At 52.4% G+C, this 15,752-nt stretch carries 15 protein-coding genes; 10 read left to right on the top strand and 5 right to left on the bottom strand.

Annotated features, from left to right (window positions below; all coding sequences use genetic code 11):
* Positions 1-29: 29 nt before the first annotated feature.
* Positions 30-1,220, bottom strand: coding sequence for a sialidase family protein (locus CRP01_RS13125; RefSeq protein WP_099150513.1), 1,191 nt, complete (start codon positions 1,218-1,220; stop codon positions 30-32).
* A 126-nt stretch (positions 1,221-1,346) separates the two neighbouring features.
* Entirely contained in the window at positions 1,347-2,078 is a 732-nt protein-coding gene (locus CRP01_RS13120; protein ID WP_099150512.1) for a FadR/GntR family transcriptional regulator, read from the bottom strand.
* A gap of 488 nt (positions 2,079-2,566) precedes the next feature.
* On the opposite strand from CRP01_RS13120, the gene pelA reads away from it, so the two are divergent.
* From pelA to CRP01_RS13080, 8 genes are all read left to right on the top strand, one after another.
* Positions 2,567-4,873, top strand: a complete 2,307-nt coding sequence (pelA, locus tag CRP01_RS13115; RefSeq protein WP_099150511.1) for a pectate lyase — start codon at positions 2,567-2,569, stop codon at positions 4,871-4,873.
* 152 nt (positions 4,874-5,025) lie between these two features.
* Positions 5,026-5,730: a DUF2202 domain-containing protein gene (locus tag CRP01_RS13110; RefSeq protein WP_222845729.1), complete on the top strand. Its 705-nt coding sequence runs from the start codon at positions 5,026-5,028 to the stop codon at positions 5,728-5,730.
* Between the two features lie 65 nt (positions 5,731-5,795).
* Positions 5,796-6,476 carry a DUF2202 domain-containing protein gene (locus tag CRP01_RS13105; protein WP_170110352.1) on the top strand — a complete coding sequence of 227 codons (681 nt, stop codon included), beginning with the start codon at positions 5,796-5,798 and terminating at the stop codon, positions 6,474-6,476.
* Between the two features lie 145 nt (positions 6,477-6,621).
* Complete coding sequence (locus CRP01_RS13100; RefSeq protein WP_222845728.1) at positions 6,622-7,281, top strand: peroxiredoxin; 660 nt, start codon at positions 6,622-6,624, stop codon at positions 7,279-7,281.
* Between the two features lie 151 nt (positions 7,282-7,432).
* Positions 7,433-8,038 (top strand): Tll0287-like domain-containing protein, encoded by a 606-nt coding sequence (locus tag CRP01_RS13095; RefSeq protein ID WP_170110351.1) that lies wholly within the window; start codon positions 7,433-7,435, stop codon positions 8,036-8,038.
* Positions 8,039-8,565: 527 nt separating this feature from the next.
* Entirely contained in the window at positions 8,566-10,017 is a 1,452-nt protein-coding gene (locus tag CRP01_RS13090) for an MBL fold metallo-hydrolase (RefSeq protein WP_099150508.1), read from the top strand.
* 192 nt (positions 10,018-10,209) lie between these two features.
* On the top strand, positions 10,210-10,815 hold the full coding sequence (locus CRP01_RS13085) for a YeeE/YedE family protein (RefSeq protein WP_170110350.1): 606 nt from the start codon (positions 10,210-10,212) through the stop codon (positions 10,813-10,815).
* Entirely contained in the window at positions 10,812-11,225 is a 414-nt protein-coding gene (locus tag CRP01_RS13080; RefSeq protein WP_099150507.1) for a DUF6691 family protein, read from the top strand. The genes CRP01_RS13085 and CRP01_RS13080 overlap by 4 nt, the downstream gene beginning before the upstream one ends.
* A 139-nt stretch (positions 11,226-11,364) precedes the next feature.
* On the opposite strand, the gene CRP01_RS13075 is transcribed toward CRP01_RS13080, so the two are convergent.
* Both CRP01_RS13075 and CRP01_RS13070 read right to left on the bottom strand, forming a co-directional pair.
* Positions 11,365-11,580, bottom strand: a complete 216-nt coding sequence (locus CRP01_RS13075; RefSeq protein WP_099150506.1) for a YgaP family membrane protein — start codon at positions 11,578-11,580, stop codon at positions 11,365-11,367.
* 231 nt (positions 11,581-11,811) lie between these two features.
* On the bottom strand, positions 11,812-12,456 hold the full coding sequence (locus tag CRP01_RS13070) for a Crp/Fnr family transcriptional regulator (RefSeq protein WP_099150505.1): 645 nt from the start codon (positions 12,454-12,456) through the stop codon (positions 11,812-11,814).
* 170 nt (positions 12,457-12,626) lie between these two features.
* On the opposite strand from CRP01_RS13070, the gene CRP01_RS13065 reads away from it, so the two are divergent.
* Together CRP01_RS13065 and CRP01_RS13060 are read left to right on the top strand one after the other, a co-directional pair.
* Positions 12,627-13,400 (top strand): DUF1641 domain-containing protein, encoded by a 774-nt coding sequence (locus CRP01_RS13065; RefSeq protein ID WP_099150504.1) that lies wholly within the window; start codon positions 12,627-12,629, stop codon positions 13,398-13,400.
* 12 nt (positions 13,401-13,412) lie between these two features.
* Positions 13,413-14,606, top strand: a complete 1,194-nt coding sequence (locus CRP01_RS13060; protein ID WP_099150503.1) for an NAD(P)/FAD-dependent oxidoreductase — start codon at positions 13,413-13,415, stop codon at positions 14,604-14,606.
* A gap of 179 nt (positions 14,607-14,785) precedes the next feature.
* Here the strand turns inward: CRP01_RS13060 and CRP01_RS13055 are convergent, their stop codons facing one another.
* Positions 14,786-15,307, bottom strand: a complete 522-nt coding sequence (locus CRP01_RS13055) for a YciI family protein (RefSeq protein ID WP_099150502.1) — start codon at positions 15,305-15,307, stop codon at positions 14,786-14,788.
* Between the last annotated feature and the right edge of the window lie 445 nt (positions 15,308-15,752).

Genomic DNA, 15,752 nt, shown 5'->3' with positions numbered 1-15,752 from the left:
CCTCTGATTTTTGTTGAAGGTAAAAGGACTTATTGACGGTCTGTAATCAGATCACTCAGGTCGACATCGGAAAAAAGCAGTTTCGGCGGAAAAGAGATAAAAAGCATTTGATCGTAAGCTCCCTTGTCCCCGTTTTCAAAGAACAGACCGACGCGGCCGTTAGCGAGCCGGGTCAGACTGGAATAGGCCGCGGGACCGGGAAAGATCAGTTTCGCACTGGTCCAGGTCTGGGCGTCGTCCAGGCTGCTTTTTACCGTCATGTGGGTCCGGCCGACTGGTACAGCCGGATTGGAAAATAGGATCAGTTCTTTGCCTTTATACTTTCCGAAATTCAGGATCCCGGCCTGGCATTTGGATTCCACCAGTTGCAGTTCGTGTTTAATTTCCGACCAGCTTTCCCCGCCGTCCGTACTGATCGCCGAAGCCCGGGCGTACTTATCGTTGTAGGAGCGCATATTCATCATCAGGGTACCGTCGGACAGTTCCACTACCTGACTTTCGTTGCAACCGGGCCGAATGGAGGCGCTTTTTCGCCAGCTCCGGCCGTGATCATCGCTGAGTAGCACATGAGCGCCGTAACCGTAGGGACCGCCGCGGATCTTTCCGTTGGGATCGTCGTAGCTGTGGTTGGCCGGTATGACCAGCCGTCCCCGGTGGGGGCCGTTCTTGATCTGAATACCGACACCGGGGCCCGTGGCGTACCAGCCCCAGGCGGGATCTTTACAACTTTCTGACAGGTCGACCGGGCTGGACCAGGTCAGGCCGTCATCGTCCGAATAGCAGACATAGGGATGGCGGGTGTCTTCACTTTTCTTCAGGATGATATCCGATTCGTGATCGCTGCCCAGGTTCCAGGTCATAAACAGATAGATGCGGCCAGTGGTCTCGTCAATTACCGGGCAGGGGTTGCCGCAGGTATTGTTGCCGTCATCCCAGATGATCCGTTCGTCACTCCAGGTCTTGCCGTGATCGGTGGAGCGCTTCAGGAGCAAATTGATGTCTCCGGTATCTCCGGCTTCCCGGCCTTCACAAAAAGCGAGAACGCTTCCCCTGGTAGTGACAATGAGCGCGGGAATGCGGTAGTTGTTGTAATCTCCCGTTCCTTTGGTCCATAAGGTGGCAGCGTTCATTTTCTGAGCGGAAACGGGGAGCGCAGACGCTAAAAAAATAAGGCAGTAGACAATGGCGGGCATGGCAAATCGCAAATTGATCTTGTTCATATTAGTTGGTATCGCTTGCTTCCTGTATCATAAAGTCTATTAATACAGATTTGTCAGACAAATAAATTTATAAAAACGAATCTAGTGATTTTTTCTGTTTATTTTCAAAAAACGGACCGGAATTATTTAACCGTCCCCTTTCTGATACTCCTTGTGTAGCAGATGAAAATACAGTTCCAGGTGTTTACGCATGGCCTTTTGGAACTGATCGGCGGTGCCGTCTTTCAGGATATTAACCAGGTCCTTGTGGGAAGGCCTTTGCTGATCCGGTGTGGTTTTGGTGTAGTCATCCAGGATCTTGGAAAAGTGATCCTTGATGTAACCGAAAACGGGCGCGAAGATCTGATTCAACTGGATAATGGTGTCGTTGCCCGTCATTTCGTAGAGTTTGAAATGAAATTTGGACTCTTCTTCAACGCTCAGCTGGTTGTCCCGCAGTACGCGTTCGCGGTCTACGATCTGTTCCAGTTCCTCGATGTCTTTTTCGGTCTTATTCATAAAGACGAAAGGGCTCATTCCGATCTCGATGATCACCCGCAGGTTCAGGATGTCCAGCAGGTGGTTTTTGCTCATGATCCGCGGGTCCATTACCCGCTTCATGCCCCCGAGGATATCAGGTTCGGCGAGGGTCATGCCCACTTTGGTCCTGGATTTGACCAGTCCCATCATTTTCAGCCGGCTCAGGGCCTCCCGCAGTACCGTTCGGGCTACCCCCAGGGCTTTGGCCAGTTCAACTTCATTGGGCAAAGAGTCCCCCGGCATCAGTTTATTTTCGCGAAAATAGTCCAGTAGTTTCTCCTCAACTCTATCGACCAGGGTTGTTGATTCATCCGTTATTCTCAGATCCTTAGATGTCATGAATTTGGAATTGTTTTTTGATGGGGGATGGGTGTTCGGACTATTTGTCCTACAAAACAGACTTGTAAGGTATAAAAAATATTGGATATCCGGTGGAGGGGCCAGTGGGCTGCCGGAGCTACGAAAGACAAATACCGTCTCGGAAGGAGCGGTAATTAGCAACGAAAAATAGCGGTTTTTGGGGGAGTTCTACCATCCGCCGGCGCATTTTATCGCCAAACAGCGTGAATTTCTACTGCCGAAAAATAAAGGATTACCGCTGATTTATTTTTTATCTTGGAATGATAATGTCGATCCGACCGGCCCGGGAAAGCTGCTAATTTCACATCCAAATAGAACCTAACTGGTAAGGCAGGATTGATCAGGCAGGATAAACCGGCGGATTGGCGTATACTGACGTAAAATCGGCCGGAAGGAAGCCGTTGGGATCCCATCATTTTTGTGCGGGCAGTTTTGATACCTCCATTCACTAGCTACAAACCAAAACAATGAATAAAGTAATTCGGATCGGATATCTTTTCCTGTTTTTGACCAGTTTACTCTTCTCACCGATAGCCCGGGCCGGCGGTTTTCTGATGCAACAACCACTTAAAAAGCAAAGCACCTCCGCCGATCCCGGCCGTCAGCTCCGATGGTGGCAGGATGAGATCAGTAAAAAGCCCTATTCCTGGTACCGCTCCGAGGAAGGCCTCCAAATGGCCGAAAACATCCTATCCTGGCAGGATGAAGGAACCGGCTGGCCCCTGATGAGTACCGTACGGGAACCCTTTACCGGAGACCTCAGCCGGGTGGGACCCTGGGGCAAACGGGCCGCTCTGGTAAAAGCTACCGTCAACGAGCTTCGGTTCCTGGCCCGGGCTTACGCCGCAGTGGAGGACGAACGTTACCGAACGGCCTTACTGGGGGGACTGGACTTTATCCTGAACGCCCAGCAGGAAACGGGCGGCTGGCCCAAATCCGTTTCGCAAAAAACCGGCTATTACCGCTACGCGACTTATAATGACGACGTGATCCCCGATCTTATGACCTTCCTGGGCGAAGTACTGACGGCCGCTGATTTCAGAACGATCGGGGAGGAAAAGATGCAGGCAGTGAAAACGGCCTACGCCAGTGGACTTGAATTTATCCTCAACAGTCAGATCCGGGTGGAAGGCAAACGCACCGCCTGGGCCCAGCAGTACGATCCGGTCAGCCTGGAGCCCCGCCCCGCCCGGGCTTTTGAGCCGGTCGCCATTTCCGGCGGGGAAAGCGCCGCCGTACTGCATTTTTTGATGAGTATCCGCAAACCCGCACCGGAAGTGGAGGCCGCTATCGAGGCCGGGGTAGCCTGGTACCGGCAGGTACAGATCGATGGACTGGAGGTGATTCGCACCGAGGATGATCTGCGAGTGAAAGCCAATTCTGCCGCCGGGCCTCACTGGGCCCGCTTTTACGAGATCGGTACCAATAAGCCCATTTTTGCCGGTCGGGACGGCGTCATCCGCTACCAGGTCGGCGAGATCGAAGCGGAACGCCGCCGGGGATACGCCTGGTACAATACGAGCGGTACCAAGGTGCTGGAACGCTACGGCGAGTGGCGGCACGAAAGACAATGGGACGATTTCCCTCCCACCAATACGGATGAATCCCGGGTCCGGGAGTACACCCTGCCCGATCCGCTTCGAATGGAGGACGGACGGCCTGTACAAGATCGTACGGATTGGGAACAATCCCGCCGACCGGAATTGCTTGCCCTGTTCGAAACCCACCAGCACGGAAAAACGCCGGACACTCCCGTCCGGGTCGTTCCGGAGGTGATCGAAAAGGACGTTCCGGGCATGGGCGGGCTTTCCCGCCGCACGCAGGTACGTATCGGTTTTCCCGACCACCCGGAAGTTTCCCCGATCCGCCTGCTCATAAATGTACCCGCCGAAGCCAAGGGGCCGGTACCGATCCTGCTGCACATCAGTTTTACCCCAAATGTCCTGCTGTTTGACGAGCCCGGCATCGACGAAGGCATGGCCTGGAGCGGTCGGATGCAGATGCGCATTCCGGATCGGGACGCGCTTCTGTTGAAGGATATCCACCCGGAACTATTCCTCAAAAAAGGCTATGGCCTAGCTACCGTTTACTACGGAGATATTGAACCGGACTTCGATCACGGCGGCCAATACGGCATTCGCGCCCTCTTCCCCTCGGATGGAAAACGGAAGCCGGACGAATGGGGCAGTATCGGCGCGTGGTCCTGGGGATTGAGTCGGATCATGGATTACCTGGAAACGGATCCGGCGATGGACAGCCGGAAGGTAGCGCTCTCCGGCGTTTCCCGTCTGGGCAAAACCGTGATCTGGGCCGCCGCTGCGGATGAACGTTTTGCTATGGCGATCCCGATGCTTTCGGGAGAAGGTGGTGCCGCCATCAGCCGGCGTAATTACGGTGAAACCATCGCTGATCTGACCAATCCGTTGCGCTACCATTATTGGTTCGCTCCCCGCTACGAGCAGTATGCCGGAGCAGCGGGTGAACTCCCGGTAGACGGTCACCTGCTGTTATCGCTCATCGCTCCGCGCCCGGTCCTGCAGATCGTCGGATCTACGGATACCTGGTCCGATCCGATGGGAGAGTGGGTAGCGGCCCGGGCCGCTGCGCCCGTCTACGCCCTCTATGACCGGGAAGGGATCACCGGCGGCCCGGAACCGGAATTAGAAAAACCGCTGCTGCTGGATATGGGCTTCTACATGCATGAGGGCGGCCATCGCGTCCTACCGGGTGATTTTGCGGCGATGCTGGACTTTATGGATCGGCATTTTCGGTGATTAGGGTGGAAAAGTCAGGGTGATCTTTTAAGCAACTGATTCTTCTGTTGCCGAACAAAAACCGAAAGATCTCCCCTCTGTGATCCAGGTTACTGACAATTTTGGGTAGAAGACGGAAATTACCAGTCTTATCAAACCCAAAATATAGAACCATGAGAAGGATGAAAAATTTCTGGTTGCTGGCGATTTTAAGTCTGGCAACCGTTGCTCTGTTCACGCAATGTGAAAAGGATGAAGTGGTACCGCAGGCCATTTTTGTGGTCAACCAAAACGGTTATTCCCAATTTAACCACAATGCGCTGCGCACGCAGATCAACGCCCTACCCAAAGAAGATCTCAGTGTAGACGAAGAAGCCGGACTCCTGTTCATGCGCGAAGAAGAGAAACTGGCGCACGATCTGTACACTGCAATGTACCAAAGCTGGAACAACCAGGTTTTTGATAACATCGCCGCCAGCGAGCAGACCCACACCGAAGCCGTATTACTGCTGCTGGAAAAATACGATCTCACCGACCCCGTCGGGGATAATGCCGTCGGCGTATTTGTCAATACGGATCTGCAGGCTATCTACGATGACCTGTTGGCTCAGGGCAATCTGAGCGAGATCGAAGCACTCAAAGTGGGCGCTGTTGTAGAAGAGATCGATATTCTGGATCTTGCGGATCAACTTTCCAATACGGTGGATAATCAGGATATCGAACTGGTGTACACCAACCTGCAGACCGGTTCCCGGAACCACCTGCGCGCTTTCGTGCGCAACCTGGCCGCCCGGGGTATCACCTACGAACCCGCTTACCTCAGCCAGGAAGATTACGATGACATTATACTGAGTGATATGGAAAACGGCCGGAATTAGTAGTTCCTGCCGGTGAATTGGTCATTGATTTGAAGATGGATCTTCAAATCCTAAAACAAAATCAAATGAAAAAGATATGGATATTGATCCTGGTAGTAGCCGGAATGGCTCTACCGCCGGCGATCGGACAGCGTCCGGCGGCTGCGGCGGATCAGCAGCTCCTTGATCTCCTGGAAGAAGAAAAACTCGCCGGAGAGATCTATGTGGCCCTGTTCGATAAATGGGGACACCACAGTTTTCAGAACATCAGTAATGCCGAACAGCGACACCTGGAAATGATGCGACAACTGGCGGTAGAACGTGGCTTGAAGCTGCCTACCGGCATTGTCAATGCCCAAACGGGCAAATTCCAGAATCAGGATCTGCAGCAACTGTATGACCGCCTATTGCAGGAAGGCCGTCAGTCACTGACCGCAGCGCTGCAAGTTGGCGCGCTGATCGAAGAAACGGATATCCGGGATCTCCAGCGGGCTATTGCCGCTACGGATGACGCGCGGGCGATCCAGGTGTACACGGCTTTGCTGAACGGTTCGGAGAACCACTTGCGCGCCTTTACCCGCAATCTTGACCGGCAGGGGATCACCTACCGTCCGGAAGTGCTGAGCGCTGCGGACTACGATACGATTCTGGCCGGAAAATCCACCTGCTCGGGCAATTGTGGTCAGAACCGCAGCGGCGTAAAGAACCAGGCCTGTAAACCCGGCAAGGGGAAGGGAAAGAAGAGTGGAGCCTGCTGCGGATCCTAATCCCCTTCGTAGGGAGCGACCCCAATTGCGGGATCATGCTTTTTTTCTTTGCCTAAGTGATATGGATCACTGACAAAGGGCCCCGTTAGCCCGTACATTTGTAACTGTAATGATCAACAAGGATAATACAATAAAGCAGATAAATATGGTCACGGAAAATCAAACGGTTGGCAATATGCCCCGGATCGGTGAAAAAGCTCCGGATTTTACGGCGATTACGACAACCGGCCCATTGAAATTGTCGGAATACAACAAAGGGAGTTGGGTGTTGATGTTCTCCCACCCGGCGGATTTTACGCCGGTTTGTACCACGGAAATGTCCGCTTTTGCCGAGCAGAAAGATTGGTTCGCCGAACGCAGTACCAAGCTGATCGGCCTGAGTATTGACAGCATCCATTCCCATCTGGCCTGGGTCAACAACGTACGGGAAAAAACCGACGTGTTTATGGATTTTCCCATCATTGCCGACCTGGATATGAAAGTTGCGCAGTTGTACGGTATGCTGCATCCGGGAGAAAGTACCACCGCCGCCGTGCGGGCCGTGTTCTTTATCGATCCGAAAGGAACGATCCGTCTGATCATGTACTATCCGCTCAATGTCGGACGGAACATGGATGAGATCAAAAGAGCGCTGGTTGCCCTGCAGACTGCCGACGATTGCAAGTGCGCCCTGCCGATTGACTGGCGCCCGGGGGATCAGGCCATCGTCCCGCCGCCCAAAACACTGGTGGAAATGGACGAGCGGATCGCCAGCACCGAATACGAAAAAGTCGATTTCTATCTGGCGAAGCGCAATCTCAACTAAAGAAATTTTGAATTATCAGTCAGGTGATTTTGTTAAGTATACAGCACGTTTTGATTTGGTCAGGGCGTGCTGTTTTTTTTAAATGCAGAGCAATACCGTTTTTACGGTAAGCTCCAGGATCAATCAACTCGACCTTAAAAATAAAGACATCATGAAACCTGTATCAATTTTAGTCCTGCTTGCGGGCTTTACCCTCGGACTAACTGCCTGTGGCCCTTCAACGGAGTCCGAAGTGGTGACGGAAATAAGTGAAGCGGAACGCACCGCTTACCTGGATCAAGGCAAAAGCATTGCCGGGGCGACCTTCGCCGTACTTTCCTCCCGCTTACAGAAGGCGATGGGGGAGGGAGGCGTACCCGAAGCGATCAATTATTGCCAGTTGAACGCCTACCGGCTGGTGGATAGTTTGTCAAAAGTGCACAAGGCCACGATCCGGCGCACCAGCCTGCTGGCCCGCAATCCGGCCGACCGGCCCTCGGAACTCGAACGGGAAATACTGGAAACTTACGCCGGAGAGGATGCCGCCGGACAGGAACTGAAACCGATGGTCAGGGCCCTGGAAAACCAGGAGGTGGTCTTTTTTGCTCCGATCCGGACCAATGCCTTCTGCCTGAACTGCCACGGTACACCGGGGGAGACCCTCAAAGAGGAAGACTACGCCCTGATCCGTCGGCACTATCCCGAGGATAATGCCATCGGTTATCAGGATGGGGATCTGCGCGGAATGTGGAGCATCCGGTTCCGGCGGCAGGAATAGCCCCGAAGGTAAGGAAGGGTTGTTCAGTTCGGATACGATTTTGTGAATCGCAATGGCAACTACAATGCAAATAAGCGGCGACGGTTCGGTACATCATTGACCTTTCCGCCGGAATTTGAGTGATTGAAATTGCTATTGCAATCGGATTTGCCATTTCTCTATCCGATGATTTAACCACTGAACGAATCTGCCTGAAAGGGGAGAGGCAACAAAAGTGTTCCTGAAAATGTTTCCCTTTTATAAAAATTGAAGATATTTATAACTCCCTGGGAGTTACTATACCGACGCCCGATCTGATCATCCCCGATATACCAATATTTTCGCACCTGTTTTTCGCTTTTCCCGCGCCTGTAATCCCGAGCATTTTCTCTTTTTCCAGCACATTATCCAGACCAAATTGAAGATAAATTCCCCTGTGTGACCTAAATCACTGATGGGAATGACGAAAGTCATCATCTTTGTACTGTAATTGATCTGAAAGCCAGATCTGATCAAATTTCAACCAAATTATTTCAAGCAATTGTAACATGAAAGTAGAACAGATATATACCGGATGTTTGGCAGAGGCCGCTTACTACATTGAAAGCGAAGGAGAAGCTGTGATCATTGATCCATTGCGGGAAACCCAGCCATATCTGGATAAACTGGAGGAAGAAGGAGCTAAACTGAAATATATTTTTGAAACCCACTTTCACGCAGATTTCGTTTCCGGCCACCTCGACCTGGCTAAGAAAACCGGAGCTACTATCGTGTACGGACCCATGGCGAAAACGGAATACGATATCCATTCGGCCAAAGACGGTGAGATCCTGAAAGTCGGTAAGCTCAGCTTTGAAGTACTGCACACCCCGGGCCATACCCTGGAAAGTAGCACCTATCTTTTGCGGGATGAGGAAGGGAAGGATTACGCTCTTTTCACCGGAGATACGCTTTTCCTGGGGGATGTCGGCCGACCGGACCTGGCCATCAAGCAGGGAAGCCTGACCAAAGAGGATCTGGCGGGATTGCTCTACAACAGCCTGCGCCAGAAGATCATGCCGCTGGCGGACGATATCATCGTATACCCGGCCCACGGAGCCGGATCGGCCTGTGGTAAGAACCTCAGCAAAGATACCTGGGGATACCTGGGTGACCAGAAAAAAACGAATTACGCCCTGCGGGCCGATATGACCAAGCAGGAGTTTGTAGAGGAGGTAACGGCCGGTCTGACCCCTCCGCCACAGTACTTTGCCAAGAATGCCATGATGAATAAGGCGGGTTACGAGAGTTTCGACGAAGTACTGGAAAAGGGCGCAGTGGCGCTCACGCCCGATCGATTTGAACAGCTGGTAGAGCAGGAGGAAGCCCTGATGCTGGACGTCAGAACGCCGCAGGAATTTGCGGCCGGGCACGTACCGGGCTCTATCTTTATCGGTCTGAAGGGACAGTTCGCTCCCTGGGTGGGTGCCCTGATCACCGATATCAACCAGCCGATCGTGCTGATCACGCCGGAAGGTAGTGAAGAAGAAGCCGTGACGCGCCTGGCGCGGGTTGGTTACGACAATACCCTCGGTTATCTGGATGGCGGTGTCGCCGGCTGGGCCGAAGCGGGAAAAGAGGTGGCCACGATCAAATCGGTAACTGCCCCCCAACTGGCGGAAAAACTGGCGGCCGGTCGGGTAGAAACGATCCTCGACGTGCGCAAGCCCAGTGAGTACCTGGCCCAGCACCTGGAAGCGGCTACCAACTTTCCACTGGATTACATCAACCGCAATATGCAAAAACTCAATCGCTACGATACCTACCATCTGCACTGTGCGGGTGGATACCGCTCGATGATCGCTGCTTCTATTTTGAAAGCCCGTGGTTTTGACAATCTGGTCGATGTGACCGGAGGCTGGGGAGACATCGAAAAGACGGATATGCCGAAGACGGATTATGTATGTCCGACAACGCTATCCCAGGATCTGATCGATGAAGCGGTATCGAGTGTATTGTAAGCTGAATGAAACGGGGTCACCGCGGTGACCCGATTTTCCAAATTTTTATAACTGAACTAACTCCCAGGATCAAATTATCCATAGGGAACTATTTGCCTGCTCCCAAGCTGTGGCAGCCCGGGCAGGCAGTCAATTTTCATAACCTGAACTTAGAGATGCTCAACCAGCTTCTCTCAACACAAAAGTGAATTCATGAGTCCTATCGTAGATTTTATTAGTCAACCCTGGCACTGGGCAGTTTCCGGGGCTATGATCAGCCTGGTCATGGTACTCCTGCTCTGGTTCGGAGGAGAATTCGGAGTATCTTCCAATCTGCGTACCATGTGTGCGATCGGAGGAGCCGGGAATAAGTATGACTTCTTTAAAATAAACTGGAAAAATCAGATCTGGAACCTGGTCTTCATCGGCGGCGCGGTGATCGGCGGATTTATCGCCACGCAGTTTTTCGCCAGTCCGGAGCCGGTGCAGATCTCGGAAAGTACTTCAGCGTACCTGGAGACTATCGGGATCAATACGCCGCAGACCATGGCGGAAGGTACGGGATATGTACCCGAGGAGATCTTCGGGCTCGACCGGATGTTCTCCATCTCCAACCTCTTGTTCCTGATCGTCGGCGGTTTCCTGATCGGTTTCGGTACCCGCTGGGCCGGAGGGTGTACTTCGGGTCACGCCATCAGCGGCCTATCCAACCTGCAACTGCCGTCCCTGATCGCAGTGATCGGTTTTTTCATCGGAGGCTTGATCATGACCTGGTTGATCCTTCCCCAATTGTTAAGCAGCATTAATCCAATACCATGAAATTTATAAAATTCTTACTGACCGGTATCTTATTCGGCATTGTCATGACAAAATCCGAAGCCGTAAGTTGGTTCCGGATCCAGGAGATGTTTCGATTCGAGAGTTTTCATATGTACGGTATCATCGGTACCGCCGTTATACTGGGCGCTATTTTTGTCGCCCTGATCAAAAGAGCAAAAGGCAAAACCATTACGGGAGAGCCGATCAAGTTCAATCCCAAGAATATGTCTATTCCGCGTTATCTCATCGGAGGTAGCATCTTCGGTTTGGGATGGGCCATGACGGGCGCTTGTCCGGGGCCGATGTTTACCCTGCTGGGGCACGGCGTCTGGGCGATCCTGCTCGTGATCCTCAGTTCCGTACTGGGTACTTACTTCTACGGAGCCGTGCGGAGCAAATTACCGCATTAGAGCAGCACCGTAAAATTTTTGGGGCAGGCAGAGCGAAAATGCCCGGCCTGCCCCAATTCCTGAAAAAAGTTCCTCCTTATCGGGGATGAACAAAGGTCGGGATAAAGAGCCCCAATTTCTTTTATCCCAAGGTCCGGCTTCAATTCGTTTCTGCCGGACAAGTTGAAGCGCCCACCAGGGCATAGATAGCACACCAGTTCACCAGAGCGGTGAATACGAAAATAACCGCGATCACGGCCAGAATGGTACCTATGGTGGTGGCCAGGGCGATCACACCCGTAGCCAGTAATATGGCGATAATGGCGGCTACCGTCAGCCGGATCATTTTGTCGGTTTTACCTACATTCTTTTTCATCTTTCGTGTATTTAATTTTGGAAATAGGAGATCGCCCAGCCCAGCAGGGCGAAGATGCTCAGGCATAGCAAACAGGCGATCAGAACTCTCTGCCAATTTGGTAATCCTTTCATATTCTAAAGGTAGGGGAGTACGCGCTGAGAAGCCGTGACGCAGGTCACGATTGGAGGAATTATTGGTATCGACAGGTAATTACGCAGGCCGGGGGCAGCTATCGGTCCGTGCAGTACTTCACTCCAGTAATTCGACCGCACTACCATCAATCCGCACCAGTTTTTTCTTTTCCATCTGTTTCAACAGACGGGAGATCACTTCGCGGGAGCTGTTCAGGTCTTTGGCGATCTGGGTGCGGGAGACGGTCAGCACGCGGGATTGGAGGAGGTGACTGCGGTCGATGAGGTATTTCAGCAGACGCACATCCATGCTGTGGAAAGCGACGTGGTCGATCACTTCCATCATTTCTTCAAACCGGCGGGCGTAGGTTTCGGTCATAAAATCATTCCAGTTGGGAAAGCGGTGGGCGAGGTCATAAACTACATCCGCGGGTAGGGCCAGCAGATCGGTAGGGCTTTCCACAATGGCTTTGACGGAACTGGGATCGCGGCGCAGACAGGCAGTGAGGGTCATCGCACAACTCTCTCCCGATTTGATGTAATACAGAAAGATCTCATTGCCTTCGTCGTCTTCCCGGATCACCTTGATGGTACCGTCGAGCACCAGCGGTACCACGTTGATCCGGTTGCCGACCCCAATGATCTGCTCGCCCGCGGGAATTTCCATGCGCTGACTTTTAGCGACGATCTCCGTCAGCAGCTCGTACTGTTGAAATACGGGAAACAGGCGTTTCAGCTGTCCGGTTAAATTTTTCTTTTCCATAGTAAGGCGTTACCGCTAAGGTAGTACACAAATGGGTATAAAAAGCAGAATCCAAGGTACAATTCAATATATTTATATAACTATTTATGAACATTTTTTCATATTTTTGTTTCAGCAACAACTTCTCGAGCAAAATTTTCTTTTTTCAACCGAGCTAAAAATCAAACATTATGGAAATGAGTGGCAACGGTACTTCGGTCTCGTGGCTGGAGTCAGAAGCCGGTAAACAGGTACAGGCGAGACTCTCCGAGCCGCGTACCCTGGAAGCCATCGATCATCTCCTCGAACGCATTGATACCCTCGAAACCGCTGTGGACAAACTCAGCGATGCCCTGCGACAGGGGCCGGGTATGGTTGCGATGGTCGGGGATATGGTGGACGAAGGTTACCGGCAGGCCGACGCACAGGGTGTTAGTATTGATGAGCGCCTGAAAAGCGCGTTGAAAATTGCCGAGAAGCTGACTGCACCCGAAATGGTAGCAAAAATTGACGGTCTGATCAGCATGACGGATCAGCTGCCCGGTATGATGGCGATGGTCGGCGATATGGCCGATGAGACTTACCGTCAGGCGGATGCACGGGGCGTAAGCATTGACCAGCGATTAGGGGTTGCCCTCCGGATGGCCGAGCAACTGACCGCTCCGGAAATGGCCGCCCAACTGGAAAATGCCCTGCAACTCTCACAGCAGATGCCGGGCATGGTCGCAATGATGGTCGACATGGTCGACGAAGGCATGAAACGGGCGGTCGAGAGCGGATTTGATCCCCAAACCCTGACCAGGGTAGCCGGCGCTGCAAACTCGGCTCTGACCGAGGCCTACGCAGAACCACCCGCCCGGGTCGGCGGCATCTTCAGTATGCTGCGTGCACTGAAGGACCCCGATCGCCAGAAAGGCATGGGATTCCTCCTCAATTTTCTAAAACATTTCGGACAAAAAATTTAAAACATTAGCATAATGGCTCATCACGAAGTATTGATCATAGGTGGCGGTTCGGCCGGTATTACGGTTGGCGCCATGTTGAGAAATAAACCCAATCCTCCCGCAGTAACCATCGTTGACCCCAGCGATAAGCACTATTACCAACCGATCTGGACCCTGGTCGGAGCGGGCGTATTCCCGAAAGAAGTTTCCGAGCGCAGCGAAGCGGATTATATCCCGCCCGGTGCCGACTGGATCAAAGCGGCGGTATCGACCTTCGATCCCGATAACAACAGCGTGCAGCTTTCCGACGGATCCACCCATACGTATGATGTACTGGTAGTGGCCGCCGGTATTCAGATCGATTGGGATGCCACTCCGGGTCTGAAGGACAGCGTTGGCAAACCCGGCACCGGAGTGTGCAGTAATTATGCCTTCGAAACGGTAGACAGCACCTTTGAAAATATCAAGAACCTGAAAAAGGGAACGGCCATTTTTACTCATCCGTCAACGCCGATCAAATGCGGCGGAGCGCCGCTGAAGATCACCTATCTGGCTTCGGATCACTGGCGTCGCAACGGAGTGGCCAATAATATTACCAAAAAGTTCATCAAGGGAGGACCGGGCATTTTTGCGGTGCCCAAGTACGCTCAGTCCCTGACCAAGGTGGCCGATCGCTACGGGATTGATCGCGTCTGGAATAAAGACCTCATCGAGATCCGAGCGGATAAAAAAGAAGCGGTCTTTAAGGATCTGAAAACGGGTGAAGAAAGTGTGGAAGCATACGACATGATCCACGTGACGCCCCGGATGAGCGCCCCGGATTTCATCAAGAACAGTCCGCTGGCCGCCGATTCCGGCTGGGTCTCCGTCGATAAAGAGACCACCCAGCATACGAAATATCCGAACGTATTTTCCCTCGGGGACTGCAGTAATCTGCCAACTTCCAAAACGGGGGCCGCTATCCGCAAACAGGCGCCGACGACCACGGAGAACATTATGGCTTTCCTCGCCGGACAGGCCCTGCCGAAGCACTACGACGGCTATACATCCTGTCCGCTCGTTACCGGCTACGGCAGTCTGATCCTGGCGGAGTTCGATTACGACAAACAACCGGCGGAAAGTTTCCCGTTCAACCAGGCGGAAGAACGCTACAGCATGTACGCGCTGAAAGCTTACGGCTTACCCAAAATGTACTGGCACGGGATGTTGAAAGGGAGAGAATTCTAGAAAGACTTACGGTGGTTTGACCCACATCAGCCACGAAAAGTATTAAGAATAGTTTATTTGTGAAACAGGTTTGGCCCGGATCTTTCGCTGGAAGATTCGGGTTTTTTTTGTCTCAGCCGGATCGGAAAGACCGGTAGGGGATAAGTCCTTGACGCTACCGGGCCTTCCGCATTCCTCAACTATATCGATTCTTTGGACAGTTTCGGATAGATATCCGCGAGCTTCATCAGGGCCGCCGAGCCGTACCAGGGATGCAGTTCCATAACCAGACTACCGGCCTGGATGGCGGGGTCCGTTTCCGTAAGCGCCTGGGCCTCTTCGATGGTTTCCACGTCGAAGATGTAAATACCGCGGATATCGCCGTCGTCCATAAACGGACCGGCCAAAATAAGTTGCCCGGCTTCCGCCATGCGACCGATGTTATCCATATGTGCTTTTTGCAGGGCCTGGGCCTCTTCCGGACTACGGTCGCGATTGGGACCCCGTTTGAGAAAAGCCATGACGTATTTTTTCATACCGTATTCATCGGCACCGAGTTCTTTGGCCAGTTCGGGATCGTATGCACTGTCGGTCGCGGGATCGTCATTAGCCGCCACTGCGGTGACTTCGGTCTCCGTTTCCGATGTATCGGTGGTTGGAGAGCAGGCCGTGAACAGGCCAATAAAGCTCAGGAAGAGGAAAGTTCGGGTGATCTGTAGCATGTTTAACCGAATTTAAACCCGGTCGGAACCTCATTTACCGTTCGGTTCCGGGCACCGGAAAGTGAAATGGAGTTTTTGATGCTACGAAAATACGAATTGAATCGGTGTGGCGGGTGGAAAACCGTCCGGCGATGCCGCTTTGGCCTTTGCCGGTGAAGAGAAGAAGATAGACAGTAGGTAGAAAGCCTCGTTGAAAGTTCGGAAAGATGCGCCCCGGATCAGGGCCGGAAGAAGAAAAAAATAGCAAGCAGCTACCCGTTTTTACCTTTGTTGTAAAGTCGTGGTTTTTCGTTATGGGCTAACTGCTTGCTGAAAAAATCATTGACAAAACTAGAAATCTAGATAGTATGGAACATAAAATAATTAGCTGTTTGACCCCAGGTGTTTACATAAAATTGGCGGAGGATAATTGCCAATCCTATAACTGTTGCGTTAGTTAATGGGG

The organism is Flavilitoribacter nigricans DSM 23189 = NBRC 102662 (assembly GCF_002646595.1).
Lineage (GTDB): Bacteria > Bacteroidota > Bacteroidia > Chitinophagales > Saprospiraceae > Flavilitoribacter > Flavilitoribacter nigricans.
The sequence above is the reverse complement of the archived record's forward strand: the minus strand, read 5'-3'. Positions and strand labels throughout refer to the sequence as shown.

Bases quoted from the DNA above. Each gene is read 5' to 3' on its own strand.
- CRP01_RS13055 (WP_099150502.1), bottom strand. From the start codon at position 15,307: ATGCTACAGATCACCCGAACTTTCCTCTTCCTGAGCTTTATTGGCCTG.
- CRP01_RS13120 (WP_099150512.1), bottom strand. From the start codon at position 2,078: ATGACATCTAAGGATCTGAGAATAACGGATGAATCAACAACCCTGGTC.
- CRP01_RS13110 (WP_222845729.1), top strand. From the start codon at position 5,026: ATGAGAAGGATGAAAAATTTCTGGTTGCTGGCGATTTTAAGTCTGGCA.
- CRP01_RS13075 (WP_099150506.1), bottom strand. From the start codon at position 11,580: ATGAAAAAGAATGTAGGTAAAACCGACAAAATGATCCGGCTGACGGTA.
- CRP01_RS13070 (WP_099150505.1), bottom strand. From the start codon at position 12,456: ATGGAAAAGAAAAATTTAACCGGACAGCTGAAACGCCTGTTTCCCGTA.
- CRP01_RS13105 (WP_170110352.1), top strand. From the start codon at position 5,796: ATGAAAAAGATATGGATATTGATCCTGGTAGTAGCCGGAATGGCTCTA.
- CRP01_RS13065 (WP_099150504.1), top strand. From the start codon at position 12,627: ATGGAAATGAGTGGCAACGGTACTTCGGTCTCGTGGCTGGAGTCAGAA.
- CRP01_RS13125 (WP_099150513.1), bottom strand. From the start codon at position 1,220: ATGAACAAGATCAATTTGCGATTTGCCATGCCCGCCATTGTCTACTGC.
- CRP01_RS13100 (WP_222845728.1), top strand. From the start codon at position 6,622: ATGGTCACGGAAAATCAAACGGTTGGCAATATGCCCCGGATCGGTGAA.
- CRP01_RS13060 (WP_099150503.1), top strand. From the start codon at position 13,413: ATGGCTCATCACGAAGTATTGATCATAGGTGGCGGTTCGGCCGGTATT.
- CRP01_RS13095 (WP_170110351.1), top strand. From the start codon at position 7,433: ATGAAACCTGTATCAATTTTAGTCCTGCTTGCGGGCTTTACCCTCGGA.
- pelA (WP_099150511.1), top strand. From the start codon at position 2,567: ATGAATAAAGTAATTCGGATCGGATATCTTTTCCTGTTTTTGACCAGT.
- CRP01_RS13080 (WP_099150507.1), top strand. From the start codon at position 10,812: ATGAAATTTATAAAATTCTTACTGACCGGTATCTTATTCGGCATTGTC.
- CRP01_RS13085 (WP_170110350.1), top strand. From the start codon at position 10,210: ATGAGTCCTATCGTAGATTTTATTAGTCAACCCTGGCACTGGGCAGTT.
- CRP01_RS13090 (WP_099150508.1), top strand. From the start codon at position 8,566: ATGAAAGTAGAACAGATATATACCGGATGTTTGGCAGAGGCCGCTTAC.